The sequence below is a fragment of the Allobosea sp. Root381 genome, from assembly GCF_001429395.1.
Lineage (GTDB): Bacteria > Pseudomonadota > Alphaproteobacteria > Rhizobiales > Beijerinckiaceae > Allobosea.
Genome location: NZ_LMJT01000012.1, coordinates 377,739 through 402,658, shown reverse-complemented (window position 1 = coordinate 402,658; position 24,920 = coordinate 377,739). Strand labels below are relative to the sequence as shown.

At 65.1% G+C, this 24,920-nt stretch carries 24 protein-coding genes and 1 tRNA gene; 12 read left to right on the top strand and 13 right to left on the bottom strand.

What is annotated here, in order from left to right; translation table 11 throughout:
• Positions 1-17: 17 nt before the first annotated feature.
• Genes ASE63_RS13345 through ASE63_RS13325 form a run of 5 tightly spaced genes read right to left on the bottom strand, consistent with a single transcriptional unit; the run spans position 18 to position 5,287 of the window.
• Positions 18-884: an ATP-binding cassette domain-containing protein gene (locus tag ASE63_RS13345; protein ID WP_056801683.1), complete on the bottom strand. Its 867-nt coding sequence runs from the start codon at positions 882-884 to the stop codon at positions 18-20.
• Positions 881-1,846 (bottom strand): ABC transporter ATP-binding protein, encoded by a 966-nt coding sequence (locus ASE63_RS13340; RefSeq protein WP_056801681.1) that lies wholly within the window; start codon positions 1,844-1,846, stop codon positions 881-883. The genes ASE63_RS13345 and ASE63_RS13340 overlap by 4 nt, the downstream gene beginning before the upstream one ends.
• On the bottom strand, positions 1,843-2,727 hold the full coding sequence (locus ASE63_RS13335; RefSeq protein ID WP_056801679.1) for an ABC transporter permease: 885 nt from the start codon (positions 2,725-2,727) through the stop codon (positions 1,843-1,845). Before ASE63_RS13335 ends, ASE63_RS13340 begins: the two co-directional genes overlap by 4 nt.
• Complete coding sequence (locus tag ASE63_RS13330; protein WP_056801677.1) at positions 2,724-3,668, bottom strand: ABC transporter permease; 945 nt, start codon at positions 3,666-3,668, stop codon at positions 2,724-2,726. The genes ASE63_RS13335 and ASE63_RS13330 overlap by 4 nt, the downstream gene beginning before the upstream one ends.
• A gap of 59 nt (positions 3,669-3,727) precedes the next feature.
• Complete coding sequence (locus ASE63_RS13325) at positions 3,728-5,287, bottom strand: ABC transporter substrate-binding protein (protein WP_162261769.1); 1,560 nt, start codon at positions 5,285-5,287, stop codon at positions 3,728-3,730.
• A 144-nt stretch (positions 5,288-5,431) separates the two neighbouring features.
• On the opposite strand from ASE63_RS13325, the gene ASE63_RS13320 reads away from it, so the two are divergent.
• The 4 genes from ASE63_RS13320 (at position 5,432) to ASE63_RS13305 (ending at position 9,238) form a co-directional block, all read left to right on the top strand.
• Positions 5,432-6,325, top strand: a complete 894-nt coding sequence (locus tag ASE63_RS13320; RefSeq protein WP_056801672.1) for a LysR family transcriptional regulator — start codon at positions 5,432-5,434, stop codon at positions 6,323-6,325.
• A gap of 217 nt (positions 6,326-6,542) precedes the next feature.
• On the top strand, positions 6,543-6,980 hold the full coding sequence (locus ASE63_RS13315) for a hypothetical protein (RefSeq protein WP_056801670.1): 438 nt from the start codon (positions 6,543-6,545) through the stop codon (positions 6,978-6,980).
• Between the two features lie 5 nt (positions 6,981-6,985).
• Positions 6,986-8,407, top strand: a complete 1,422-nt coding sequence (locus ASE63_RS13310) for an exonuclease domain-containing protein (protein WP_082609900.1) — start codon at positions 6,986-6,988, stop codon at positions 8,405-8,407.
• Positions 8,408-8,611: 204 nt separating this feature from the next.
• Entirely contained in the window at positions 8,612-9,238 is a 627-nt protein-coding gene (locus tag ASE63_RS13305; protein WP_056801666.1) for a hypothetical protein, read from the top strand.
• A 221-nt stretch (positions 9,239-9,459) separates the two neighbouring features.
• Here the strand turns inward: ASE63_RS13305 and ASE63_RS13300 are convergent, their stop codons facing one another.
• Positions 9,460-9,750 carry a hypothetical protein gene (locus ASE63_RS13300; RefSeq protein WP_056801664.1) on the bottom strand — a complete coding sequence of 97 codons (291 nt, stop codon included), beginning with the start codon at positions 9,748-9,750 and terminating at the stop codon, positions 9,460-9,462.
• 86 nt (positions 9,751-9,836) lie between these two features.
• Here ASE63_RS13300 and ASE63_RS13295 point away from each other — a divergent pair, with 86 nt between their 5' ends.
• Positions 9,837-10,091, top strand: a complete 255-nt coding sequence (locus ASE63_RS13295; protein WP_056801662.1) for a helix-turn-helix domain-containing protein — start codon at positions 9,837-9,839, stop codon at positions 10,089-10,091.
• 196 nt (positions 10,092-10,287) lie between these two features.
• Here the strand turns inward: ASE63_RS13295 and ASE63_RS13290 are convergent, their stop codons facing one another.
• The 4 genes from ASE63_RS13290 to ASE63_RS13280 form a co-directional block, all read right to left on the bottom strand.
• Positions 10,288-11,412 (bottom strand): TIR domain-containing protein, encoded by a 1,125-nt coding sequence (locus tag ASE63_RS13290; RefSeq protein WP_056801660.1) that lies wholly within the window; start codon positions 11,410-11,412, stop codon positions 10,288-10,290.
• Between the two features lie 198 nt (positions 11,413-11,610).
• Complete coding sequence (locus ASE63_RS27245) at positions 11,611-11,916, bottom strand: hypothetical protein (RefSeq protein ID WP_156410329.1); 306 nt, start codon at positions 11,914-11,916, stop codon at positions 11,611-11,613.
• 187 nt (positions 11,917-12,103) lie between these two features.
• Positions 12,104-12,964, bottom strand: coding sequence for a DUF4747 family protein (locus ASE63_RS26560; protein WP_162261768.1), 861 nt, complete (start codon positions 12,962-12,964; stop codon positions 12,104-12,106).
• A gap of 183 nt (positions 12,965-13,147) precedes the next feature.
• Positions 13,148-13,222 (bottom strand) — tRNA-Glu (locus ASE63_RS13280).
• Between the two features lie 501 nt (positions 13,223-13,723).
• On the opposite strand from ASE63_RS13280, the gene ASE63_RS13275 reads away from it, so the two are divergent.
• From ASE63_RS13275 to ASE63_RS13250, 6 genes are all read left to right on the top strand, one after another.
• Positions 13,724-14,509 carry a ComF family protein gene (locus ASE63_RS13275; RefSeq protein ID WP_082609898.1) on the top strand — a complete coding sequence of 262 codons (786 nt, stop codon included), beginning with the start codon at positions 13,724-13,726 and terminating at the stop codon, positions 14,507-14,509.
• Positions 14,510-14,551: 42 nt separating this feature from the next.
• Entirely contained in the window at positions 14,552-14,809 is a 258-nt protein-coding gene (grxC, locus tag ASE63_RS13270) for a glutaredoxin 3 (RefSeq protein ID WP_056801655.1), read from the top strand.
• Positions 14,810-14,916: 107 nt separating this feature from the next.
• A complete protein-coding gene (locus ASE63_RS13265) occupies positions 14,917-15,423 on the top strand; it encodes a DUF1178 family protein (RefSeq protein ID WP_056801653.1) in 507 nt (168 codons plus the stop codon).
• Between the two features lie 6 nt (positions 15,424-15,429).
• Positions 15,430-16,305 carry an aldose 1-epimerase family protein gene (locus ASE63_RS13260; protein WP_056801651.1) on the top strand — a complete coding sequence of 292 codons (876 nt, stop codon included), beginning with the start codon at positions 15,430-15,432 and terminating at the stop codon, positions 16,303-16,305.
• A 107-nt stretch (positions 16,306-16,412) separates the two neighbouring features.
• Positions 16,413-18,422 carry a protein meaA gene (locus ASE63_RS13255; protein ID WP_056801649.1) on the top strand — a complete coding sequence of 670 codons (2,010 nt, stop codon included), beginning with the start codon at positions 16,413-16,415 and terminating at the stop codon, positions 18,420-18,422.
• Positions 18,423-18,505: 83 nt separating this feature from the next.
• Positions 18,506-20,122: an AMP-binding protein gene (locus tag ASE63_RS13250; protein WP_056801803.1), complete on the top strand. Its 1,617-nt coding sequence runs from the start codon at positions 18,506-18,508 to the stop codon at positions 20,120-20,122.
• A 6-nt stretch (positions 20,123-20,128) separates the two neighbouring features.
• Here ASE63_RS13250 and ASE63_RS13245 read toward each other — a convergent pair whose 3' ends face one another.
• The 3 genes from ASE63_RS13245 to ASE63_RS13235 are packed head-to-tail and all read right to left on the bottom strand — an operon-like array spanning position 20,129 to position 23,764.
• Complete coding sequence (locus ASE63_RS13245; RefSeq protein ID WP_056801801.1) at positions 20,129-21,262, bottom strand: GTP-binding protein; 1,134 nt, start codon at positions 21,260-21,262, stop codon at positions 20,129-20,131.
• A gap of 17 nt (positions 21,263-21,279) precedes the next feature.
• Positions 21,280-22,182, bottom strand: a complete 903-nt coding sequence (locus ASE63_RS13240; RefSeq protein ID WP_156410328.1) for a DMT family transporter — start codon at positions 22,180-22,182, stop codon at positions 21,280-21,282.
• A gap of 10 nt (positions 22,183-22,192) precedes the next feature.
• Positions 22,193-23,764: a serine hydrolase gene (locus ASE63_RS13235; RefSeq protein WP_056801645.1), complete on the bottom strand. Its 1,572-nt coding sequence runs from the start codon at positions 23,762-23,764 to the stop codon at positions 22,193-22,195.
• A gap of 193 nt (positions 23,765-23,957) precedes the next feature.
• Between ASE63_RS13235 and ASE63_RS13230 the strand changes: the two genes are divergently transcribed.
• On the top strand, positions 23,958-24,860 hold the full coding sequence (locus ASE63_RS13230; protein WP_056801644.1) for a DMT family transporter: 903 nt from the start codon (positions 23,958-23,960) through the stop codon (positions 24,858-24,860).
• The last annotated feature ends 60 nt before the right edge of the window (positions 24,861-24,920 follow it).

Sequence of the window (24,920 nt, the reverse complement as noted above, 5' to 3'; positions counted from 1 at the left end):
GTTGTAGGAATGGGCGGTCAGCCCGCGCTTTCGCGCGCGGTGCTGATGGGGGAAGCGATCTGGGCGGCGGCAGCGTGCTGGCGGCGCCCCTTGATGCCTTTCGGCACGGCGGCGATCAGGAGCTGCGTGTAGGTGTGTGTGGGGTGGTCGAGCACATCGAGGCATGGCCCTTGCTCGACGATCGCGCCCTTGCGCATCACGATGATCCGCGAGCACAGCGTGCGCACCAGCGCCAGGTCATGGCTGATGAAGAGCAGGGTCAGGCCGAGCTCGCGCGTCAGCCGGCTGAGCAGATTGATCACCTGCGCCTGCAGTGAGACGTCGAGCGAGGAGACCGGCTCGTCGGCGATCAGGATGTCGGGCTTCATCGCCAGCGCCCGCGCCAGCCCGACGCGTTGGCGCTGCCCACCCGAGAGCTCGTGCGGCAGGCGCGGCGCCAGTTCCGCGCCGAGCCCGACCAGCGTCAGCATCGCGAGCGCTTCCGCCTCGCGCTCGGCCTTCGGCACGCCGCGCAGCGCCAGCGTCTCGGTCAGGCAGCGGCTTACGCTCTTGCGCGGATTGAGCGCGCTGCTGGAATCTTGGAATGCCATCTGGATGCGCCGCCGCCAGGGGCCGCCATGGTCGCGCATCAGGGCCGACAGCGGCTCGCCGTCGAGCAGAACCTCGCCGGAGGTTGGTTTGGTCAGCCCCACGGCGATACTTGCCAATGTCGATTTGCCCGAGCCGCTTTCGCCGACGATGCCGACGACGTCGCCACGCGCGATCTCCAGCGAAACCCCGTCAAGCGCGACGAAACGCGTGTCGCGACCCAGAAGCCGGTCGAGCGCATTGCCCTGCCCGTAGGATTTGGTGATGCCGCGCAGGGACAGGATCGGGCCGGTCATAGCGGCCTCCAGCAGGCAAAGCGCTGGTCGAAATCGACGACAAGCGGCGGCATCTGCGTCTCGCAGCGGCTTTCGGCACGCGGGCAGCGCGGCGAGAACGGGCAGCCCTGCGGCATGCGGCCCAGCCGCGGTGGCGACCCTTCGATCGTCACCAGCGGTCCGACGGGGCCGGTCAGGCTCGGCACGCAGGCCTGCAGCAGGCCGGTATAGGGATGGCGCGGCTCGCGTTCGATCGCCTCGACGGGCCCGTCCTCGACGACCTTGCCACCATACATCACCACGACCCGGTCGACGATCTCGGCGACGAGCTGGAGGTTGTGCGAGATGAAGATCACCGCGATGCCGAGATCGCGGCGCAACTCCGCGATCAAGTCGACGATCTGAGCCTGCACGGTAACGTCGAGCGCCGTCGTCGGCTCGTCGGCGATCAGCAGGCGGGGACGACAGGCGATCGCCATGGCGATCAGTGCGCGCTGGCGCATGCCGCCGGAGAACTCGTGCGGGTAGGCATCGAGGCGCTTTCCCGCATCGCGAATGCCGACGCGCTCGAGCGTTTCCGCCGCGATCCGCCGCGCCTCCGTGCCCGAGACGCGCCGATGCGCCCGAACGACATCGGTGATCTGCCGTCCGATCGTCAGCGCCGGGTTGAGCGAGCTCTGCGGATCCTGGAACACCATGGCGATGTCGCGGCCCCGAATGGCCCGCATGCGCGCCTCGTCGATGCTCAGCAGATCCCGCCCATCGAACATCACACGCCCGCCGGTGGTGCGCGCCGGCGAGCCGAGCAGCCGCATCACGGCAAGCATGCTCAGACTCTTGCCGGAACCGGATTCGCCGACCACGCCGACAGCTTCCCCCGGTTCGACCGAGAAATCGATCCCGCGTACGGCCTCTACCAAGCCGCCCGACGCATTGCGGAAGCCAACGCGCAGCCCCTCGATGCTGAGCAGGGGCGCGCTCATGCGACGAGTGTCCGGGCTTCGCTGCGCGGGTCGAACAACTCGCGCACGGCGTCGCCGAGCAGGTTGAAGCCGATCACGGTGATCGAGATCGCCAGCCCCGGAAACACGGGCAGCCACCACTCGCCGGAATAGATCGCGCTCCGCGCATCCGACAGCATCGAGCCCCAGCTTGCCTGCGGCGGCTGCACGCCGAGACCGACGAAGGAGACCGAGGCCTCGACGACGATGCCGATCGCGACCAGGAGCGTGCCCTGCACGATGATCGGGGAGAGGCAGTTGGGCAGGATGTCGCCGGTGACGATGTCCCAATGCGTCGCGCCCTGGAGCCAGCGCGCCCGGACATAGTCGGCGCCGACGACGCGGCTCGCCACCGCATAGGTCACGCGGGCGAAGACCGGCGAGAACAGCACGCCGACCAGGAGCACGATCTTGATCTCGTTGGGCAACATCAGCGGCCCGACCCGCACCGGCCCGACGCCGAGAATGCCGACGATCGCGATGGCCCAGACCAGTAAGGGAATCGAGGCGACGCCGTCGACGATGCGCATCACGATCTGGTCGCCGAGCCCGCCCTTATAGGCGGCGAAGAGCCCGGCCGAGACGCCGATCAGCGCGCCGATCACGACGGCGCCGATGCCAACCGCCAGCGAGGCCCGGGCGCCGAAGATGATCCGGCTCAGCACATCGCGCCCGGCCTGGTCGGTGCCGAGCCAATGCACCATGTCGGGCGGCAGAAGGCGGTCCTCGATGCTCAACGCGACCGGATCGTAAGGCGCGATCAGCGGCGCGAAGATCGCGGCGCAGACCATGATGACCACGATTCCCGCACCGAGCCAGCCGGTCCAGTCGATCAGCCGCAGCGTGGATGCCAGGTCCCTCATGCCGCGACCCTTTGGCGCGGATCGAGCACGCGGTTGACGATGTCCGCAGTGAGATTCGCCAGCACGAAGATGACCGTGAACAGGAAGACGATGCCCTGCAGCAGCAGGAAGTCGCGCTGCGAGATCGCGTTCAGCAAGGCGCGCGACAGGCCCGGCACGTTGAAGACCTGCTCGATGATCAGCGCCCAGCCGAACATGTAGCCGAAGGACAGGGCGGCGAGGTTGACCACCGGCGGCAGCGCGTTGATCAGCGCGTAGGCCACGACTCGCGGCGAGGACAGCCCCATCGCCCGGGCGGTGCGGACATAGTCTCCGCGAAGCGTCTCCTGCAGGCTGGCCTGAGTCATTCGGGCCAGCACGGCTATGTAGTAGACCGCAAGCGAGACCGACGGCATCAGGATGGTCTGGAGGTGGGCGGAGAGCCCCGCAGACAGAGGCGCATAGCCGCCGGGCGGCAGCCAGCGCAGATCGACCGCGATGAAGCGGATCAGCACGATACCGAGCCAGAAGGCCGGCACCGACAGCCCCAACACCGACAGCAGCCGCGCCCCGCGATCGAACACGCCGCCGGGGCGCAACGCCGCTGCGATCCCGATGCCGACACCGAAGACGAGAGCAATCGCGAAAGCGAAGAGCACGATCGACAAGGTCACCGGAAGCGAGTTGACGATCTCGGTGCCGACATCGCGGCCGGTAACGAAGGACCGCCCGAAATCGCCGCGCAGGATGTCGGAAAGCCAGGCGCCGTATTGTGTCAGGAAGGCGCGATCGAGCCCGTTCGCCTGTTCGAACTGCGCCAGCTGCGCGGCGGTCGCATCCGCACCGAGCACGATCCGGGCCGGAGAACCCGGACCGGCGCGCGTCAGCGCAAACAGCGCGAAGCCTACGAAGAGCAAGGTGCCGAGGGATGAGACGATCCGGCCGGCGACGAGGCGAAGCATGGGCGGTTGTGTCCTGGAGCTTGGTGATCAGCGGCCAGATCAGAGCCAGAGTTGAAGCCCTAGACCTTCACGTCCCCGACGCTCATCGTCAGCGCCTGGTTGACGGTGAAGTCCTTCACGCCCTGCCGCCAGAGATTGGAGGCATGGACGAAGCCGAGCACGCCGATCGGCGCGTCGCGGGCCAGGATCACCTGCATCTTGCCGTAGAGGTCCTTGAGCTTGGCCTCGTCGGTCTCGGCGAAGGATGTCGCCATAAGCGCATTCAGCTCGGGGTTGTCATAGCCGGTGCTCTTCGACAGGAACTGGCCGGGCATCACGGTATTGGCGATGATGTAGGTCGCCTCGCCCGGCGACATGAAGACCTGCATCGCCATCTGGTGCTCGCCGCGCGCGATCTGCTGGATCAGCACCGAGAACTCGTAGACCTTCAGGTTGATCTTCACCCCGATCTTCGCGAGTTGCGCCTGCAGGAAGATCGCCGCGTCCTTCGTGTCGAGCAGATAGGGCTCGGCCTGGATCGAGATGTCGATCTCGGCACCGGTCGGGTATTTCGACTTGGCCAGGAATTCCTTGGCGCGATCGAGATCGAAGCCGAGTTCCTTCTCGGCCTCGGGGTTGAACCACCAGCCGCGCGGCGGAGCGAGCACGGCGGCCGGGTCCAGCAGGCCGTAATAGACCTTGTCGCCGATCGTCTTGCGGTCGATGGCGCACGATAGGGCCTTGCGGAAGTTGAGGTCGTCGAGCGGGGCTTTCAGGTTGTTGGTGAACATCAGCAGCGCGCCGCCCAGCGTCGGGCGCGAGGCGCCGGTGACGCCGGGCATGGTCTTGAGGCGGTTGAATTCACGCGCCGGCGGCGCGCTGATGATGTCGACCTGGCTGGTCAGGAGATAGGCGACGCGCGTCGCGTCCTCCGGGATCATCTTGACGACGAGACGGTCCCAGGCGGGGAGGCCCTTGCGCCAGTAGCTCGGGTTCTTCTTGAAGCTGATATAGTCGTTGGGCTTCCACTCCTCGAACATGCCGAAGCCGGTTCCCATGCCGACTGGCCTCGACTTGAAATAGTCGTCGCCATGCTCCTTGCGCGAGCCGGCGGGGAAGATGCCCATGTATTTGGTCAGGAAATAGACCCACTGCCCGTAGGGCTCGGACAATTCGACCTGAACCTTAAGCGGATCGAGGACCGTCACCTTGGCGATCTTGGTGAAGAGCGGCCGGCGCAGCGCCTTGTTGTTGGCGTCGAGCAGGTAGTCGAACGAGTATTTGACGTCCTCGGCCGTCATTTTCTTGCCGTTATGGAACGTGACGTCGTCGCGCAGCTCGAAGGTGTAAGTCTTCTTGTCGGCCGAGATCGTCGGCAGGGCCTTGGCAAGCTGCGGCTTCAGCACGCCATCGACATCGAACTCGACGAGGTTCTCGAAGACGGTCTGGCCCAGCACCATCGCGTCATGATTGAGCTGGTTGATCGGGTCGATGGTGATCGGGTTGCTCGGCAGGACGATCGTCAGCGTCTTTCCGGCGTTCGGCTGGGCGTGAAGCAGGCTGGACGGCAACAGCGCGGCCAGCGCGCCACCAGCGCTTGCGGTTAGAAATTTTCGGCGATCCGTCGGTAGATTGACCATCGAACATCCCCTTTTGTTTCGCAAAGTCTTGGTCGCGCAAACGTCAGGCGCCGCGCTGAACCGGGAGAGCGTAACACCCGGGCAAAGGTTAATGAAAATAGGAACTCTTGGCATCTCGATAGCTGGCCGCTATCGTCTTTGCCCATGCGCTACACCTTCGGGCAGGCCGAGGCTTTCTATTGGGTGGCCCGGCTCGGCGGCTTCCGCGCCGCCGCGACGCATCTGAATCTTGCCCAGCCCACCGTCAGCCTGCGCGTCAAGGAACTGGAACGGGTTCTCGGCGGGGAGCTGTTCGACCGCGCGCTGTACCGGCCGGTCCCGACAACGCTGGGCAGCGCGATCTACGCCGATGTCGAGCGCATGCTCGCCCATGCCGAACAGGTTCAGCGCCGCTCGAAGGATGCGCTGCCGGGACGCGCCCTGCTCCGCATCGGCGCCGCCGATTCCTTCGCAGCGCTGATCCTGCCCGATCTGCTGGCGGCGCTGGCGGCGCGTCACGCGGCCCTGCAGGTCGACGTCATCGTGGATTTCAGCACGCGGCTGGAACAGCTCCTGCTCGACCGCTCGATCGACATTGCCTTCCTGTCGCAGCCGCGCGCGCATGAGGGCATCACCATCGTACCGCTCTGGCTGATCGATCTGGTCTGGGTCATTGGCAAGGATCTGCCCTTCGAGGGCGACGTCGCCACGCCGGAAAATCTCGTCAATCTGCCGATCTTCACCAACAGCTCGCCTTCGGGCCTCTTCACCACCATCCAGATGTGGTTTGGCACGAAAGGGCTCAAACCCCACCGCATGAACACCTGCAACCCTCTGACCGTGATCGCCCGACTCGCCAATGCTGGCACCGGCGCGGCCCTGATCCCGCGCGAGATGATCAGGGTCTCGGGGGACGACCTTGCCCTGCGTGTGCTCGAGACCAGGCCGCCGATCCCGTCCCACAATCTATGCGCGATGTGGTGGGACAATGAATCCGCCGCCGAATGCAGCTATTTGGCCGATCTCGCCCGCGAGATCTCGACAAAAGCTGAGCTGTGAATGGCGCATTGCGACCGTGCAATTGGCGCGTCAATCAGGCTGCGTGAAAGCACATTCTCGATGACTGGAAGGGGCCAACTTCGGAAGGAGCCGCCCATTTGACGGGAAATGACCTGAGAGAAGGCAAAGAGGTCAGCAAGCGGGACCTATTTGAGGTCACCCCTGAGAATGAAGCCTATGGAGCGGGCACTCGGGCCCGCGCTCCCTGGACGACAAGATGCCCGAGAACGACTTCGCCGCCGACAATGCGGCATTCCCGAACGATGCAGAAATGCGGCTCTACGCCCGCGCCTTTGAGGCCTCGATGACGGCTGATGAGCTATTTTTGCGCTGGGAGAGTTACCTGGCTCACGCCATGTTGCTCGACCAATCACCGGACTGCTTCCACGCCGACTACGGCCTCAACGGCCGCCAGCTGGCGGAGGGGGCCCGGATCGCAGCACGCCGTATGGCGCTGCTGCTGGCCGAGGCGCCGACGCAGCTTCGCGCCGTGCTCGCCTTGAAGGTCCACACCTTCGAGGCAATGGCCCCTCTCGATGGCGAGGGTAACCGGTCGAACGCGATTTTCATGGTGGAAGCTGCCATGAAAGCCGACGCTGAACGCCTCGACATCGTGCTCCTGCCGCTCGACCGGCCCATCGGCCCGACGCAGTGACGGTCATGTATTTATTCCTAGATTTGGAAGCGTCCGGCTTGCAGCCTCAGTTCGACGCGCCGCTGCAGGCAGCATTCGTCCAGTGCGACGCCGACCTCTCGATCAGGCGCGAGCTGACGCTGCGCTGCCGCCTGCCGCAACACATCGTACCGTCCCCAGACGCGCTCTTGGTCACCGGCGTCACGCCGGAGATGCTGGACAACCAGCCTCAGTCGCATCTCGGGATGATGGCGCAGATCGCCCGGATCCTCGCAGATTGCCGGCCCAGTTTGTTAGTCGGCTACAATAATATTGCCTATGACGATGAGATGGTTCGACAGTCGTTCTATCAATGCCTTCTGCCTCCCTATGCCGGGTCGATGACCGGACACGGCAGGGCCGACGTCCTGACCATGTTGCGAGCCGTCATCATGCTGGAGCCTGATGCGGTCGTTGTCCCCCGCGACGCCGCCGGCAAGGCGATTCTCAAACTGGGCATGGTGTGCCGGGCCAATGGGATCGCCCTTACCGACGAGGACGCCCACGACGCCCTCGCCGATGTCCGCGCCACCCGCGATCTGTTCAAGCTCCTGCTCGAGCGCGCACCGGCGACCATGGCGACGATGCTTCGCCACGCCAAGAAATCAGGCCCAATCGCCTTGATGGAGCCGGGAGAGCCGGTCATCCTCGGCGGAACCTCGCGCCTCACACCGGTCCTGCCGACCATCGCGTCGCCAACCAATCCGAGCGCCCGGATCTGCATCAACCTCGACATCGATCCGGCCGAGTTCATCGACCTGGCCGCACCGGACCTGCTCGCGCGGATCCGGTCGGGCCGCTCGCCGGTGCGGCAGGTGAAGACGAATGCGATGCCCATCCTGTTCGATTGGGCCCAGGCAGCCCATGCCCTGGTCGATCCCCAGCCTGATCAGGTCTACCGCGATCGCGCCCGGGCGCTATGGGCACATCCGACCTTCCTTCGTCAGCTCGCCCTCGCGCTCCAGGATCAGTACGCTGATCGCGCGCCATCGCCCTATCCGGACGAGCAGCTCTATTCGGGCGGCTTCGTCTCGGACGCCGATGTCGTCGCCTGCCGGCGCTGGCACGAGATCGAGTGGAAGTACCGGGAGCACTACGTTGCCTGGCACATCCGCGACCCGAGGCTGCGCAGCCTGGCCCTCCGGCAGATCTTCCTCAACGCGCCGGAGACACTCTCGCCGGAGGCGAGGCGTCGTGGCCAGGACTGGCTCCGCCATCGCCTCACGACCGAGAATGAGGTGCCATGGCTGACTATCCCAAAAGCGCTGGCGCGTTGCGACGAACTGGCGGCGACAGGCGATCCTGAAACACGCGTCGCGCTCGGACAATTTCGAGCCCGGTTGGAACAACGGCGTGATGGCTTGACCCTGTCCGAGCGGCCGGCGCTACCGGATGCGCTGCCGTCATAACCACTCGCGTCGTTCCTGGCCGAAGGCTGGACCCCGGCCTGATTGGGAATGTGGCTAGGCGCGCATAAGAGACCGTTTGCCACGCCGGGGCGCTTCGCCCTCGGCCCTTGGAGGCGCCCCAGCAGGGCGCCTTCTTCGATTCCAGGAAAGGAGCGGAGCTGCAGTCGGGATGACTGTAACCCCTGATAAAGAAAGACCAAGACGATGACGAAGAAGGAGCTCCCGGTCCAGGCCGGGAAAGACGCCGTCGCGCAGCCTGAGGCGCGAACCGATCTCGATCCCATCGCGATCGTGACGATGCCGATCGGCGAAGATCCCAGCGTCGCGGAACTCGTGGCGTTCCGCGACAGCAGGCCGGACCTGAAGTTCGCGGCGCGCCAGGCCAAGAGGCTGCTCGATGAATCGATGCGCATCCGCATCTCGTCGATGGATCAGGCCGCAGCGAGCCGCGTCGCCGCGGGGCTGATGCTGGTTGGCCTCTCGTTCACCGCGCTGACCTGCATCTGGCCCTCCGATATCCCGGACATCAAAGTCATTGACGTCATGGTGTCCAAAATCAGGAAGAAGCTCAGGCACATGGGAGTCGAGATCGAAACCCGATGGGGCGAGGGCTACAGCATCAGCGCGCCCATGAAAGCCCACGTCGAAGGGATCATTCAGGTCGAACATAACAAAGAAACGGCCGCCGCAGCGGCCGTGCTTAGTGGCATTGAGCATCGAGCGAAGCTGCCTGGCGCCTTCTACCCGCCGCTCATCGTCGAGCGATTGCCCGCGACAATGCCTACGGGAGTAGGTGCCTGTTCGCCATCTCGAAAGTCCGAACGTCGGTGAGGCGATATAGGACCCGACCACCAAACTTGACGTAAGCCGGACCGGTTTTGCGGGACCTCCATTGAGCGAGCGTAGTCGCTTTGACCTTGCCGCCCCAATGCTCAGAAAGATCGGCGGCAGTCATGTATTCGTGATCCATATCCATGATTTGCATCCTGCAAATTAGCGTTTATCGTTGCAAAGATCAGTGCGAATCACTGATCTAATTTCAGATAATCTATCTATTTGACGCGATCTTCAACACATAACGCTAGCGCGCGATCGATATCGGCTTTCATCGAAGCGAGCCTCTGCCGCGTTTCCGTCGCGAGGAAATGGAGATTGTCGAACGCGTCGGGCGGCATGCTCACCGTCACGACATCAGCACCGTCAGGGACCTCGCCGCGATGCTCTTCCCAGGACATCCAGCGGTCGAGGCTGTCGCTCGTCAGCGATGACAGGCGCAGCAGCGCAGCGATCGGCTGTTCCAGCGACTCGACGGCGGTGACGGCATTTTTCATTGAGATATCCATGTGAGCCCTCATCTGCTTTAATGATATCTCAAGGATTAATTAATATCTCAGATATCGTCAATCGCTTAACGTGAAAGGGATATCAGATGTTGACGAGCGAGCAGGTCCGAGCCGCGCGAGCGCTCATTCGCTGGGAGCAGAAAGACTTGGCGGAAGCGTCAGGCGTGTCGCTCGCGTCGATCCGGCGGTTGGAAACGCAAGAGGGGCCGCTGGCGGCGCAGACGCGGACTGTAGCGGCCCTTGTTTCGGCCTTTGAGGCGAAGGGGCTTACCTTCGACCTGACTGCAGGTGATGGCCCTGGCGTGCGGCTGATGCGCCAGCAATATGCCGAAGGCGATTAGGCCCGTACCGACCAAACTGCCACTAAGAGCGAATAGCCGGGGCTTCATCGCGCTCGGTGCCCGGTGCGATGAGCATGGACGGCCGCAATCTGCCTGCGGCGGCTTCGCAGGACTTACGCCCACGCTGATCGCGTTCGAGAACGGTGCTGCGCGCTGCAGGCCAAGTTGCCAGCCACGTCGACCTGACAGAGTGCGCCTACTCGGCGATCAGTTTTTCTCGCTCGAGGACTTGGCGGACGGCCTCGAATGCGGCGGATATATTTCCTCTGGGGAAGCGAATCTGGCCTAGGCCTTGAACGTTACTGAACTCGGAACACCCCTCTTCCAGGAGTAGAATGGCTCGACTGAACCCGAGACGTCCTTGGAATAGTCCAACTTCATGTATGACGTTCATTCTGGCCTGCATAGCGCCGTCAGCCATCTCGTCTTCGGCCGTCATAATCAAAAAGGCGATTGCAGCTGCATCGAGCATCTCTGATAAACGCGCAATGTTGGTGAAACCGGCAACAGGAACTCGGTTAAACTCATCATAGGGTAATGATAATCGATCTTTCACGAAATCTTTCAGTTCACGCCAAGCGCTAGACCGCCCATGGCCGATAAAAACGTTTGTACCAGTTCGGTCAGCCCTTCGAGCCTGCATCTGTCGTCTCTGTAGATATGAACCAATCTTTCTTAGCGCTTCAGCAGCAACCTTACACTGGTCAATTGTATGCCTCATCGCAACGATTGGGGCACTAAAACGAATGTGAGGCGGAACCCAATAACCTTGCCCTACCGCAAGCGCATCTCTAGTAATTATTTGCCCCTTAGGGCGCATTATTGAAATAATCCTATCTGAATCGACTACATTTACATTGTCCAACTCATCACGGAGTCGTTCCGCAAATTTATCTTGATTATCTCTCAAGAACGATTCGATTATTACTTGCGATTCTGATTTAGCGTCCTTCAGCAACCTCTGCAATCTTGAGATTATATCTTTTGGGACATCCATATTGGCATCGTTAGAGCGGCCAATTATCCAGCGCTCGACCGCGTCGGGAGATACCTCTACCCAATGGCCTTTCGATCCCATCCCGCTAAAGAGTTCTTGTAAGCCCCACTCCTGGCTAAAATGTGCACCGGGAGGGGCGGGGGCCAAGCCGCTGTAGTAAACGTTGGCGTGATAACCCAGCCAAGAGCCGGACCACGCGCGTTCAGCCTGCTCTACGGCATCCATCAACGCGTTGATTGGCTGGCGGAACGCGGGACTCTCCGTCAGAGTGATGCATGCATCTAGTTTGTCTGCAAAGTCGAGAAGGTCCTGAAAATTCTCCATTGCCACGCGCAGCCTCTCCCCGATTCGCTCAATATGCGAGAGTAGTCGGCGCATCGAAGATCGCCAGCAAGCGTCTAGCAAATTCCACAGGAGTGAACGGCAAGGCACAGGGCCATTGCGCGCTCGCCGCCATTGCGCTCATTAGCGCATATTCAGTCTGAGCGTCGGCAAAACGATTATGGGCCGACAGATCAACATCTACTTTTGATCTTCCGACCGATCGCGCGATACAGCAGGATGGTTGTAGATTTGAGCCACACCGAAAAGGGCGAGAGCAGCCGCCCCGCCCGTTAGAACCACATAAATCAACGCCACACCTCCGATAATATTTATTAAAAATAAATCATACGCTTTACCAAACAATGCGAGCAACAAAGAAACAATTTGCGCAAAAATGAAATGCAAGAACTTAGCCGACAACTCCATATAGTAGGAATCCGGCCGGCCTTCATCAGATAAAATCCTTAGAATAGTACGCGATGGGAATGCGAGCACTATCGCCATCGCCCCTAGCGAGAAACCTAGGAGGCCAGGGACGATATCGAACGTGACCTGAGGCCACGCTCGATCGTTCCAAAGCGGTGTCAGCAGCGCTGCTATGACGACGGCGATCCAAAGGACAGGTGAACGCGCGAAAGCCCTAAACCCACCATAGCCGGCGGCGTAACCTCTTAACTCTTCTCGGACCGCGCTATGCTCGTCGAGCGCGCCTAAATGCCGATAAGAGTCGAGCCAGGAAGTTGCGGCCTTGGTCGAGGCCGACATAAAACCGCTGAGGGAAGTCGTCAGTCGCGACAGCAAGTTTCTTCCCATCTTCCGTGCGTCCCTCGCCGCGAACAAAGCCGTTATCGGCTGCGACCTCAGCAGTCTCGCGGATTTCAGCAGTAGCTACGAGCGCCGGAGCGTCCGCTGCCTTCACGAAATGCTCGTCCATCTGCCGTGCTTTTGCATCGTTCAGTCGCTTGAAAACCCGTCGCCTCGCCTCGGGGGACGATAGGTCAGGATTCGGCAAAGTTACCCTCATATGCAGCGAGCGCAGTCCGGGCAGTGTCAGGATGCGCTCGACCGCCCCCTCCTCCGGGGTGACGGTAACCTCTACCTCAGGACTATCTAATCCTAAAAGTTCCTGGGAAAAGAGGCGTGCAAAAATTCGCCTTGCCGTAGTCGGACCGAGATTTTCTCCAAATTCATTCTTGGCCTCAAAATAAAATTGATGCTTTGAGGAATCGAATACATAGGAGAATACGCGATAATTTGGCTTTGCCGTTTTGGGAATGTTAAGCTGCTCTTTCAAGGAAGTATGAAGAGTCTCTTCACGCTCTAAATCAAGCCACGGCCCGTCAACATCGATTTCAGTCCATAGAAGAATGCGACCAATATAATAAGGAGCCGTCTCCGACTTGCGAGGTTCAGTTATCTTTGCGTAGTCATTCGCCCTAGCCTTCACAAGAAATTTTGACGCCCTCCTCAGAAGCGTAATATAAATTCCATCTGGATGCGGATTAGCGGCAAAATTCAACGAGCAAATGTGGATTGTCTTCTCACGCGGCACGTTACCCCCCCATATTTTTTGAGGGAGGAATAGTCGCAAGCTAGGCCCGTGGCATCAATCCCTGATCGCATTACCCATAGTGATGAGCGCCGCAATCCACGGCTATCCATCAGCGTCCACAGGCGCTTATTTGACGGATATTTGATGTCGAAAAACGGAAACCAGCTAAGCCATTGAAAAGAATGGCGCTCCCATGGGGAATCGAACCCCAGTTTTCGCCGTGAGAGGGCGACGTCCTGACCGCTAGACGATGGGAGCAGCGCTGGTCGAGGGCTGCTGTTTAATCGGGCTTTCGCCCGCCCGCAACTGCTTTTTCCGCCCCGGCGACGAAAATTCGGAAAAGGGGGGCAGCGGCGTTCCCGCTTCCGGCTTCCTGCGTACATCCGAATGGGCGCGATAAGCCGGGACCATCCTCACAGAACAGATCCAGATCGGCACATCCGCGAGGCCGCTCGACATTCGGCAGATTGGCGGCATCATGCCGCTTGGTGGCTGTGCAGGTCAGCGTACGGCTCCCTGCGGGGACGCCCCCCGGGGTGAAACGGCCGAAGCGGCACGGTCCGGCGGATTCGTGAGGTGTCCTTGGCAGCACAAGGCGACATGTTCGGCGAAGCAGCGCCATACGCCGCCCGCCCAGGCTCCGGGGTCGGTGCCGCCATGCACGATCAGTATGACGTCGAGGCCAGCCCTGCCGACCGGGACGGATTGCCGCCCGAAAGGGCTCCTGCGGAGGTGGATGCCCTTTCGGGATTTGCGGGCATGCGCCGGCGTCTTACCGTCCGCGCCCTCGCCTCGTCCTTCCGCCAGGGCGGCGACCTTCTCCGCCTCGGGCTGCGGGGCGCCATCAGTATCGTCTATCCACCGAGCTGCGTCGCCTGCCAGGCAGCGACCGGCGAGGCGCAGGCGCTCTGCCCCACCTGCTGGGGCGACATCGGCTTCATCGAGCGCCCCTATTGCGAGCGGCTCGGAATCCCCTTCGCACTCGATCTAGGCGACGGGCTCGTCTCTCCCAAAGCGATCGCCGATCCGCCGGTCTTCGCCAGGGCCCGGGCCGTCTGCCGCTTCGACGGCACGGCGCGCGAACTCGTCCACCGCCTCAAATACGGCGATCGCACCGATCTCGCCGTGACGCTCGGGCGGATGATGGCGCAGGCCGGGCGCGAGCTCCTGCCGGATGCCGAACTGATCGTGCCGGTGCCGCTGCACCGGATGCGGCTCTGGAGCCGGCGCTTCAACCAGGCGGCCGCGCTGGCACAGATTCTCCACCGGCAGGCCGGCATCCCGCACGCACCGCTCGCGCTCGCCCGCGTCAAGCGCACGCGCCAGCAGGTCGGGCTGACGCGGGCCCAGCGCGCCGACAACCTGCAGGGCGCCTTTCGCGTCGAGCCCGCAGCGAAGCCGCAGATCGAAGGCCGCCGCATCCTGCTCGTCGACGACGTGCTGACCACGGGCGCGACCGCCAACGCCGCCGCGCGCGCCCTGCTGCGGGCCGGCGCGAAGGCGGTCGACGTGCTCACCTTCGCCCGGGTCGTGACGGATGGCTGACGACACACTACATTGAGTGCTGCGCAACAGCCTGGACACACCATGCCCCCCGTCACGATCTACACCACCTCCTGGTGCCCCTATTGCCGTTCGGCCAAGGCCCTGCTGACCAAGAAGAACGTCGCCTTCGAGGAGATCGACGTCGACGGTAAGCCGGAGCTGCGTCAGGCCATGACGGCGCGCGCCGGCGGGCGGACTTCGGTGCCGCAGATTTTCATCGGGGACCGGCATGTCGGAGGCTCCGACGACGTCCATGCGCTCGACGCCCGCGGCGAGCTCGACAAGCTGCTGGCCGCCTGAGGCGTGGCCAGGGAACGCGGGCACGGGACTGCGGCAGGTCTTGCACCGCCCGGATATGAGGCTATGTCCCGGTTCTGCGCCCTGGAGGCCCGGCCGGTTGGCATGACATGATCCGATACGCTCTCATCTGCGACACTGGACACGAATTCGAAAGCTGGTTTCCGACTTCGGCCAGCTTCGAGGCCCAGGCGAAGCGCGGCTTCGTCTCCTGTCCCAGCTGCAACAGCAGCAAGGTCGAGCGCGCGATCATGGCGCCGAACGTCGCGCGCACCGATCGTGGCGGGACGCCTCGCACGCAACCGATCGAGCCGCAGGCACAAGCGGCGGATGCCGCACCCACAGGTGCCGCCCAGCCCCCTACCCAGGCCCCCGTCGCGCTGATGGGCGAAAAGGAGATCGCCTTCCGGCAGATGCTAGCGGCGCTGCACCAGCACGTCGCAGACAACGCCGAGAATGTCGGCGAGCGCTTCGCCGACGAGGCGCTGAAGATCCATCACGGCGAAAGCGACAGCCGCCCTATCTATGGCGAGGCGACCTCGGAGGATGCCCGCATGCTGCATGAGGAAGGCGTCGAGTTCATGCCGCTGCCGCGCCTGCCGGGCGCGCGGAACTGACCGCCGATGATCGCGCTCGCCAATGACCGGCTGACCGTAACCATCGCAGCGCGCGGCGCGGAGCTGCAATCCGTCACCGATGCGCAGGGCCGCGACTGGCTCTGGAACGGCGATCCGGCGATCTGGGCCGGGCGGTCTCCCCTGCTCTTCCCGGTCATCGGCAAGCACCCCGGCGGCGAGGTTTTGATCGGCGACCGACGCTATCCGATCAAGAGCCACGGCGTCGCCCGTACCAGCCTGTTCGAGCCGGTGGCGCAGGACGACACATCCTGCACTTTCCGGCTGACCGACAATGCCGAGACGCGTGAGGCGTATCCCTTCGCCTTCGCGCTCGACATGACCTATCGCCTCGACGGCGCATCGCTCGCCATGACCGCCCGCATTGCCAATACTGGCGAAGCGACCATGCCCTTCTGCTTCGGCTACCACCCGGCCTTCCGCTGGCCGCTGCCGGGCGCGGACGGCCTGCCCCACCGCATCAGGCTGGGCAACGGCGCGAGCCCCGCGCATCTGCGCCTCGGCGCCGACGGCCAGCTGGCGCCGCCGAGCCATCCTTCCGTCTTCCGCGACGGCGTGCTGACGCTCGACCATGCGCTGTTCGACGAGGACGCGCTGATCTTCGCGGCCGGTGCCGGCAGCCAGGCCTGGTTCGGCGCCGGCGGAAAGCCCGGCATCGCGGTCGACTACCCCGACATGCCGCATCTCGGCATCTGGACCAAGCCGAACGGCCCCTTCATCTGCATCGAGCCCTGGCACGGCCTGACCTCGCCCGCAGATCCGGACGAACCGCTCGAGCGCCGCACCGGCGTGATCCTGCTGGAACCCGGCCGGCACCACGACCTCGGCATCACACTCATCTTCGGCGCCCTCTGGCGCGGCTGACGGCCAAACGCTCATCCGAAGGTCGAAAGCGACTTCGCCGGGCCTCTGGCGTTATCCTCGCCGCAGTGCAACATTCGCAAGCGCACTGACGAAGAGGGCGAAACGGCATGACCGCGAGCGACCGCGCCGGCAGCAGACCCGCAGATCGCGAAGGCGCCCCGTCCCGCGACAAGCCCTGGATCTTCCGGACCTATGCCGGCCATTCCGACGCGTCGGAATCGAACCGGCTCTACCGCGGCAACCTCGCCAAGGGGCAGACCGGCCTTTCCGTCGCCTTCGACCTGCCGACGCAGACCGGCTACGACCCCGACCATGTTCTGGCCCGAGGCGAGGTCGGCAAGGTCGGCGTTCCGATTTCCCATCTCGGCGACATGCGGGCGCTGTTCGACCAGATCCCGCTGGCGCAGATGAACACCTCGATGACGATCAACGCGACGGCGGCCTGGCTGCTTTCGCTCTACATCGCGGTGGCGGACGAGCAGGGCGCGCCCCGGCACCTGCTGCAGGGCACGACGCAGAACGACCTCGTCAAGGAGTACCTCTCGCGCGGGACCTATGTCTTCCCGCCGCGCCCCTCGATGCAGCTGACCACCGACATCGTCGTGTTCACGGCCCGCGAATTGCCGAAATGGAACCCGACCAATGTCTGCTCCTATCATCTGCAGGAAGCGGGCGCCTCGCCGGTGCAGGAGCTCTCCTTCGCGCTGGCGACCGCGATCGCCCTGCTCGATTCGATCAGGGCCCGGCCGGAGGTTTCGGCGGAGGAGTTCCCCGGCGTCGTCGGGCGCATCTCCTTCTTCGTCAATGCCGGGATGCGCTTCGTCACCGAGCTCTGCAAGATGCGCGCATTCGTCGAGCTCTGGGACGAGATCACATTGGGCCGGTATGGCGTCGCGGATGAGGCGATGCGGCGCTTCCGCTACGGCGTTCAGGTCAACTCGCTGGGCCTCACCGAGCCGCAGCCCGAGAACAATGTCTACCGCATCTTGATCGAGATGCTGGCGGTGACGCTCTCGAAGAAGGCCCGCGCCCGCGCCGTCCAGCTGCCCGCCTGGAACGAGGCGCTCGGCCTGCCGCGCCCCTTCGATCAGCAATGGTCGCTGCGCATGCAGCAGGTGCTGGCCTATGAGACGGACCTGCTCGAATTCGGCGACATCTTCGACGGCTCCACCGTGGTCGACGCCAAGGTCGCCGATCTGAAGGCCGCAGCCCTCGAGGAGTTGGCGAAGATAGACGATATGGGCGGGGCGCTGGCAGCCATCGAGACCGGCTACATGAAGCAGGCACTGGTCGAGAACGGCGCGCGCCGCATCGAGGCGATCGAGCGCGGCGAGCAGGTCGTCATCGGCGTGAACAAGTTCACCAGCAGCGAACCTTCCCCGCTTTCGGCCGGCGAAGGCAACGTCGTCACCGTGCCGGATTCGGTCGAGCTGGAGGCGATCGGCCGGCTCAAGGCCTGGCGCTCCGCCCGCGACGCGAAGGCCGCCGAAGCCGCGCTCGCGGAGCTTGCCGCCGTCGCGAAGGAGGGCCGCAACGTCATGCCGGCCTCGATCGACTGCGCCAAGGCCGGCGTCACCACCGGCGAATGGGCGCAGGCGCTGCGCGAGATCTTCGGCGAGTACCGCGCGCCGACCGGCGTCGATACGGCCAGGCTCGGCGACAATGCCGGCCTCGCCACGGTCAAGCAGGCGGTCGCCCGCGCCACCGAAAAGCTCGGCCGGCCGCCGCGCTTCCTCGTCGGCAAGCCCGGCCTCGACGGCCATTCCAACGGCGCCGAGCAGATCGCGGTGCGCGCCCGCGATGCCGGCATGTCGGTGAGCTATGGCGGCATCCGCCAGACGCCCGAGGAGATCGTGACGCAGGCGCAGGAGACGAAGGCCGACATCATCGGGCTGTCGATCCTCTCCGGCTCGCATCTGCCGCTGGTGCGCGACGTCACCGCGCGCCTGCGCGTCGCAGGGATGGACGTACCCGTCGTGGTCGGCGGCATCATCCCGCCCGACGACGAGAACGCTTTGCGCAACATGGGCGTCGCGGCGGTCTACACCCCGAAGAACTTCGAGCTCGACGGGATCGTCACCGATGTCGCAGAGCTGGCTGCGAAGGACCGGGCTTGAGGTATTCGCCTCGCCTAGCGTCACGGTGACAGCCGCGGCCGCAGCATTTACTTTGCCGCCTCCCTCCTGGAATACTTCGATTGATCCTTCCCGATTTACGTGACTACGGCGCGTTGCGCGACGCCTTCCGCTGGCAGATACCGCAGCGCTACAACATCGCCACCGATGTCTGCGACCGCTGGGCGGCCATCGATCCGCAACGCACCGCGATCATCGAGGTGTCGCGCGACTGGCGCGTCACGCCGGTCAGCTTCGGCGAATTGCGCGCGGATTCGAACCGCCTCGCCCAGGCGCTGCGCGCCCGTGGCGTCGCGCGCGGCGACCGGGTCGCGATCCTGCTACCGCAGGGCCGCGCCGTGCTCGCCGCCCATCTCGCCGCCTACAAGCTCGGCGCGATCGCCGTGCCTCTGGCGGCCCTCTTCGGGGTCGATGCGCTGGCCTATCGCCTCGCCGATTCCGGCGCGAGGGCGCTGGTGACGGATGACGCGGGCCTTGCCAAGGTCCGGCAGATCGCGGAGTCGCTGCCCGAGCTTTCGCTGCTGATCTCGACCGGCGGCACTGAGGGCGCTGCGCTCGGCTGGGACGAGCTGCTGGCCGGAGCCAGCGCCGATTTCAGCACTGTCGAAACCGGGCCGGACGACCCGGCGCTGATGATCTACACCTCCGGCACCACCGGAAACCCGAAGGGCGCGCTGCACGGGCACCGGGTCCTCCCCGGCCACCTCCCCGGCGTCCAGATGCCGCATGAATTCATGCCGAGACCCGGCGATCTCGCCTGGACGCCGGCGGACTGGGCCTGGGCCGGCGGGCTGCTCAACATGCTGCTGCCGGCGCTGCATTTCGGCGTCGTGGTGGTGGCCCGACCGGTGACGCGCTTCGTGCCGGAGGAAGCCTTCCGCCTGATGGCGGAGCTGAAGATCCGCAACGCCTTCGTGCCGCCGACGGCGCTCAGGATGCTGCGCAGCGTCGACAGGCCGCGCGAGCGCTTCGCCCTCGATCTGCGCACGGTCGCCGCTGCGGGCGAGGCGCTCGGCGCCGAGACGCTGGCCTGGGGCCGCGAGGCGCTGGGCGTCACCATCAACGAGGCCTATGGCCAGACCGAGTGCAACCTCGTGCTCGCCTCCTGCGCCGAAATCGGGATCAGCCGGCCGGGCAGCATCGGCAAGGCGGTGCCGGGCCATGAGGTCGCGGTGATCCGGCCGGACGGCTCGATCTGCGAGCCCGGCGAGGAGGGCCAGATCGCGGTCCGCCGCCCCGACCCGGTGATGTTCCTCGGCTACTGGAACAACCCGCGCGCGACGGCCGCGAAATTCGTCGGCGATTGGATGAAAACGGGCGACCAGGCGGTGCAGGACGATGACGGCTATGTCCGCTTCGTCGGCCGCGACGACGACGTCATCACCTCCTCGGGCTACCGCATCGGCCCCGGTGAGATCGAGGATTGCCTGTTGAAGCACGAGGCGGTTGCGCTCGCCGCCGTCGTCGGCAAGCCGGATGCTCTGCGCACCGAGATCGTCAAGGCCTTCGTCGTGCCGATGCCCGGATACGCCGCGACGCCCGCGCTCGCGGCCGAGCTTCAGGACTTCGTGCGCAAGCGCCTCTCCGCGCACGAATATCCGCGCGAGATCGCCTTCCGTGAGGAATTGCCGATGACCACGACGGGCAAGATTATCCGGCGGCTTCTGCGCGCGGAAGCCTGAGCCGTCTCAGCCGGTCGCGACGCCGCGCTCGGCGCGTGCCTGACCGAGAAAGGCGGCCCACAGCCGCTGTACGACTGCCTCGTCGATATCCTTCACGATCAGCACGAGCCGCGAGCGCCGGTCGGCATCGGGCCAGGCGTCGAGTTCGATCGGCGGGTGCAGGATCTGCTGCACAGCGTGAAGCAGCAGCGGCCGCTCGGGATGCTCGGCGATTTGGACCAGCCCCTTGAGGCGCAACAGCCGCGGCCCATGGACCGAGCGCAGCATCGTCCAGAACAGCTCGACCGTAGCGCGCTGGATAGGCGCATCTGCGGTCAGCGCGAAAGCCCGGATGCTCGCATCATGACGGTTCACGTCGTGATGATGGTGATCGCCATGGTGGTGATGGCCGTCATGGCCATGGCCGTGGTGGTGATGCGGCTCATGGTCATGCCCACCGCCCGGCAGCGTTTCGCGGGCCAGCCATTGGCCGATCTCGGCCGGACGCCGCGCGAGGTCGTAGAGCCCGGCGCCGAACAGCGAGTTGGCCGCCGCCTCGCCGCCCAACACCGCGACGCCCGGGTTGAGATGCACCAGCCGCAGCCGCAGCGGCGCGAGCTCGGCGAGGTTTCCGGCGAGGTCCGTCTTGGTCAGGACGAGGCGATCCGCCGCGACGACCTGCCGGCGCGCCTCCTCATGCGCATCGAGCGTCGCCATGGCGTTGACCGCATCGACCAGCGTCACCACGCCGTCGAGCCGGAAGCGCAGCGAGAGATAGGGGTGGTTGATCAGCAGATTGAGGATCGGCGCCGGATCGGCGAGCCCGGTCGTCTCGATGACAACGCGGTCGAACGGCGCGATCCGGCCATTGTCGCGCCGGCGCAGCAGATCCTCCAGCGTGACCAGCAGATCCTCGCGGATCGTGCAGCACAGGCAGCCTGAGTCGAGCAGGATCATGCCCTCCTCGCTGCTCTCGATCAGCAGATGATCGAGCCCGACCTCGCCGAACTCGTTGACGATCACCACCGTCCGGGCAAGCGAAGGGTCCTTCAGCAGGCGGTTGAGCAGCGTCGTCTTGCCGGCGCCGAGAAAGCCGGTCAGCAGGGTCAGCGGCAAGGGCTCGGGGCGGAGAGGCTCGGGGCGCACGGGCTCGGCAGTCATCGCAGTCACGCTTTGCTTCACGCAGGCGCGGGCGCGCGCCTCATTTGTTCTACTGTTACATTAATCACCAGCACCGCGGCGACAAGGGCGCAGCCGGCATATTGCAGCGGCCCGAGACGTTCTCCCAGCACCACCGCGGCGATCAGCACGGCGCAGACAGGCTCGGCGCAGAAGGCGAGGCCAGCCGCTCCCGGAGAAATCCGCGTTGAGGCGAGCAGTTGGCACAGGAAGCCGAGAAGATAGCCCCCGATCGTGACCGCAGCCGCGATCGGCGCTAGCGCGAAGGCGCTCGGCGGCAGGAAGCCGCCGGTGATGGCGAGGATGGCCGCCGCCACGGGCAGGATCAGCAGATGCGACCAGAACAGCCGGGCCGAGAGCGGCGTGCCCGGCAAGGCGGCGGCGGAAAAGAACTGCGTCGCGGCAGCGAAGCTCGCGACGAGCGCGAGCAGGAGCCCGCGCGGATCGAGCCCGTGCCAATCCGGCCCCACCACCATCGCAACGCCGAGGAAAGCGACGCACGCCGCGGCCAGCCGCTCGGGCCGGAAAGGAATGCCGGTGACGAAGGGTTCGGCCAGGACGATCAGCACCGGATAGGTGAAGAACACCACCGCGGCCACCGTGACCGGCACGAAGGCGACCGAGGAGAGATACGCCATTCCCACCAGCGCGCTGCTGATGCCGAACACCACCAGCGTCCGTCTCTCGCGGCGCGGCACCGCCAGCGAGCTCCGCCAGATCAGGACCGCGCCGGCAACCAGCGCGAGCATGACGAAGACGCGGTAGAAGACGAGCAGCGGCCCGCTGAGCCCTGCCTGGCCGGCGATCTGGGCGCTGACGATGTTCGTCCCGTAGGCGCCGGCCGCAGCCAGCGCCAGCAGCATGCCCTGCCGCCTGGCGGTCTGGTCGGGGGCGCCGTTCAAGAAAGGTGGCTCAGGCGTCGTCGTCCGGCTTGGTCTTCGGCCTAGCCTGCGGCTTGGCCGCCTGGGGCTTCGCCGCAGCCTGGGCGGGCTTGCGCGAGGCGGCGCCAGCCTTGGCCGGCTCGGCCTTGGGCGAGGGCTTCACCAGCAGGGGCCTGGCCGCCGGCCGCGGCATGGGCTTGATCCCGGCCGCCGCACCGGCACGAAGGCTTGCTGGCGCGGCAGCACCCGAGCGGACGGCGCCCTGCAGGCGCATCGGCCCGCTCGACTCGCCGGGCTGCGTGCTCGCGGAATCAGCCGGAGCGAAGGCCGTGGTCGAGCCCGGAATGGCACCGTTGCCGGAGGCTGTCCGCCCCCGATCGGCGTAGAGACCGCCGGTCTGCGTGCCGAACAGCCCGGCAGCGACGGGTGCGGACGGGGCAATGACGGGCGCATTGCCGCGTGCGACGCGGCTATCGGCCTCGCCCGTGACATTCGCCGCCAGCGGCGCGGAGGCGGAACCCGGCGTGCGGCCGAAGGCGACCGGAACCGGCGTCATCTCGGCGCGCGGACCGAGCGAAATCTTGCCCGAGGGCAGGCGCGTCAGCACCGAGGAGCTGAATTGGGTCGGCGCCGCAGCAGTGGCGAAGCGCCCGCCATCAGAGGCGTTGCCACCGATGTCCTGCGCCTGGGCAGCGATCGGCCCTGACGAGTCAGCATCGTCGGCCAGAGCAACGCCGCCGCCCTTGCGCCGGACATCGCCGCAGATGCTCTGCGCCCGTCCACCCTGCGAGGGCAGCGAGGCGAGCGTGTAGCCGCCGCCCCATTTCGAGAAACCGTCGTCGAGCAACTGCGCCGCCTTGACGGTCCGCTCCGTGCCGGAGAGCGCGCCGAGCACGACCGCGATCAGGGTGCGGCCGTTCCGCGTCGCGGTCGCCACCACGTTGAAGCCGGAGGCGCAGACGAAGCCGGTCTTCATGCCGCCAACGCCCGGATAGCGGCCGACGAGCCCGTTGGTGTTCAGCAGGAGCTGCTTGCCGAGCTGGACGGCACCCGTGTTCCAGTAATCCGAATAGTCGGGAAATTCGCGCATCAGGGCCATGGCGAGGATGGCGAGGTCGCGGGCGCTGACCTGCTGGTCGGGGTCGTGCCAGCCATTGGGGTTGGTGAAATGGCTGTCGCGCATGCCGAGCCTGGCCGCCTCGGCATTCATCATGGCAACGAAATTCTCGACATTGCCGCCGACGCCTTCCGCGATGACATAGGAGATGTCGTTGGCCGACTTCACCATCATGATGCGCAGCGCGTTGTCGAGCGTCACCTCCTGCCCGGCCTTGATGTAGACTTTGACCCGGGGCTGGCTGGCGGCCAGCTTCGAGGCCGGGATCGCGGTCTCCAGGCCGATCCGGCCTTCCCGCACCGCCTTGAGCGCGAGATAGGCGGTCATCATCTTTGTGGTCGAGGCCGGGTGCCAGGGCTGGGCGGCGTTTTCGCTGGACAGCACCGCGCCGCTGGCGGCGTCGATCACGAGGCTGGTGCCGGCCGAGGCCGGACCGGCGAGGGCGAGCCCACAGGCGAGGGCAGCGGTGAAGCGGGGAGCAATCATCGGGCGGGTCTTGAACCTGTCTTACGAGGGTTGAAGGCGCAGGGGTTCAACGCGATGCGTGCGGCATTTTCGAGACGGCCGGCAGCAAGCGGCCCGCCCACGTATGCATACCTACCCTCAGCGGAGCGATTTGCCTAGTCGCAGCCGAGCGTTCACAAGCCCGAACAGCCCCTCGACCGACCGGATCTGCCGCGTGAGCCTCGCCCTTCTCTGGATCCCCGCCACCATCGCTGCCTCTCTGCTGCAGACGGCGCGAAATCTCACCCAGCGCTCGCTGACCGACATCATCGGCGTCGTCGGGGCGACGCAGGTGCGCTTCCTCTTCGGCCTGCCCTTCGCGCTGCTCTTCCTCGCCATCGTCTGCCTGGTCGCGGGCCGGGAGCCGCCCGCGATCGGCGCTTGGTCCTATGGCTACACGGTCGCAGGCGCCCTCACCCAGATCGCGGCGACGGCGCTGATGCTGGCGGCGATGCGCGAGCGCTCCTTTGCAGTCACCACCGCTTACACCAAGACCGAGCCGGTCCAGGTCGCGATCTTCGGCGCGCTGCTGCTGGGCGACGCGCTCACGCCGGCCAAGTTCGCGGCGATCTTCGTCGCGACCGCGGGCGTCGTGCTGGTCTCCTGGAAGCCGGGCGAGAAGCTCAGCCGCGCGGGCCTGCGCCCCGCCGTGCTCGGCGTGGCGGCCGGCGCCTTCTTCGCCCTTTCGGCAATCGGCTATCGCGGCGCTATCCAGGCCCTGCCCGAAGGCGGCTTCTTCATTCGCGCCAGCACGATCCTGGCACTCGGCCTCTTCCTGCAGACGCTGGTGCTGACGCTCTACATGCTGGCCGCCAACCGCTCGGCCCTGATCTCCAGCCTGCGCAACTGGCGCCGCTCGCTCTCGGCTGGCTTCCTCGGCGCGGCGGCCTCGCAGTGCTGGTTCATCGGCTTCTCGCTGACCAGCGCCGCCAATGTCCGCACGCTGGCGCTGATCGAGGTGCCGCTGGCGCAGATCGCCTCGCGCCGGATCTTCTCGGAGAACAGCTCCTGGCGCGAGATGCTGGGCATGGCGCTGATCGTCGGCGGTGTCGGCCTGTTGCTGATGACGGCCCTATAGAGCCGAATCTGGACAGGTTGAAGCTGCCTGATCAGTAAATCTGCCGCTAAACGATCGATC

What these genes read in the sequence shown, in the direction of transcription:
- ASE63_RS13345 (WP_056801683.1), bottom strand. Translation starts at nt 884, where the DNA reads ATGACCGGCCCGATCCTGTCCCTGCGCGGCATCACCAAATCCTACGGG.
- ASE63_RS13340 (WP_056801681.1), bottom strand. Translation starts at nt 1,846, where the DNA reads ATGAGCGCGCCCCTGCTCAGCATCGAGGGGCTGCGCGTTGGCTTCCGC.
- ASE63_RS13335 (WP_056801679.1), bottom strand. Translation starts at nt 2,727, where the DNA reads ATGAGGGACCTGGCATCCACGCTGCGGCTGATCGACTGGACCGGCTGG.
- ASE63_RS13330 (WP_056801677.1), bottom strand. Translation starts at nt 3,668, where the DNA reads ATGCTTCGCCTCGTCGCCGGCCGGATCGTCTCATCCCTCGGCACCTTG.
- ASE63_RS13325 (WP_162261769.1), bottom strand. Translation starts at nt 5,287, where the DNA reads ATGGTCAATCTACCGACGGATCGCCGAAAATTTCTAACCGCAAGCGCT.
- ASE63_RS13320 (WP_056801672.1), top strand. Translation starts at nt 5,432, where the DNA reads ATGCGCTACACCTTCGGGCAGGCCGAGGCTTTCTATTGGGTGGCCCGG.
- ASE63_RS13315 (WP_056801670.1), top strand. Translation starts at nt 6,543, where the DNA reads ATGCCCGAGAACGACTTCGCCGCCGACAATGCGGCATTCCCGAACGAT.
- ASE63_RS13310 (WP_082609900.1), top strand. Translation starts at nt 6,986, where the DNA reads ATGTATTTATTCCTAGATTTGGAAGCGTCCGGCTTGCAGCCTCAGTTC.
- ASE63_RS13305 (WP_056801666.1), top strand. Translation starts at nt 8,612, where the DNA reads ATGACGAAGAAGGAGCTCCCGGTCCAGGCCGGGAAAGACGCCGTCGCG.
- ASE63_RS13300 (WP_056801664.1), bottom strand. Translation starts at nt 9,750, where the DNA reads ATGGATATCTCAATGAAAAATGCCGTCACCGCCGTCGAGTCGCTGGAA.
- ASE63_RS13295 (WP_056801662.1), top strand. Translation starts at nt 9,837, where the DNA reads ATGTTGACGAGCGAGCAGGTCCGAGCCGCGCGAGCGCTCATTCGCTGG.
- ASE63_RS13290 (WP_056801660.1), bottom strand. Translation starts at nt 11,412, where the DNA reads ATGGAGAATTTTCAGGACCTTCTCGACTTTGCAGACAAACTAGATGCA.
- ASE63_RS27245 (WP_156410329.1), bottom strand. Translation starts at nt 11,916, where the DNA reads ATGGCGATAGTGCTCGCATTCCCATCGCGTACTATTCTAAGGATTTTA.
- ASE63_RS13275 (WP_082609898.1), top strand. Translation starts at nt 13,724, where the DNA reads ATGCGCCGGCGTCTTACCGTCCGCGCCCTCGCCTCGTCCTTCCGCCAG.
- grxC (WP_056801655.1), top strand. Translation starts at nt 14,552, where the DNA reads ATGCCCCCCGTCACGATCTACACCACCTCCTGGTGCCCCTATTGCCGT.
- ASE63_RS13265 (WP_056801653.1), top strand. Translation starts at nt 14,917, where the DNA reads ATGATCCGATACGCTCTCATCTGCGACACTGGACACGAATTCGAAAGC.
- ASE63_RS13260 (WP_056801651.1), top strand. Translation starts at nt 15,430, where the DNA reads ATGATCGCGCTCGCCAATGACCGGCTGACCGTAACCATCGCAGCGCGC.
- ASE63_RS13255 (WP_056801649.1), top strand. Translation starts at nt 16,413, where the DNA reads ATGACCGCGAGCGACCGCGCCGGCAGCAGACCCGCAGATCGCGAAGGC.
- ASE63_RS13245 (WP_056801801.1), bottom strand. Translation starts at nt 21,262, where the DNA reads ATGACTGCCGAGCCCGTGCGCCCCGAGCCTCTCCGCCCCGAGCCCTTG.
- ASE63_RS13235 (WP_056801645.1), bottom strand. Translation starts at nt 23,764, where the DNA reads ATGATTGCTCCCCGCTTCACCGCTGCCCTCGCCTGTGGGCTCGCCCTC.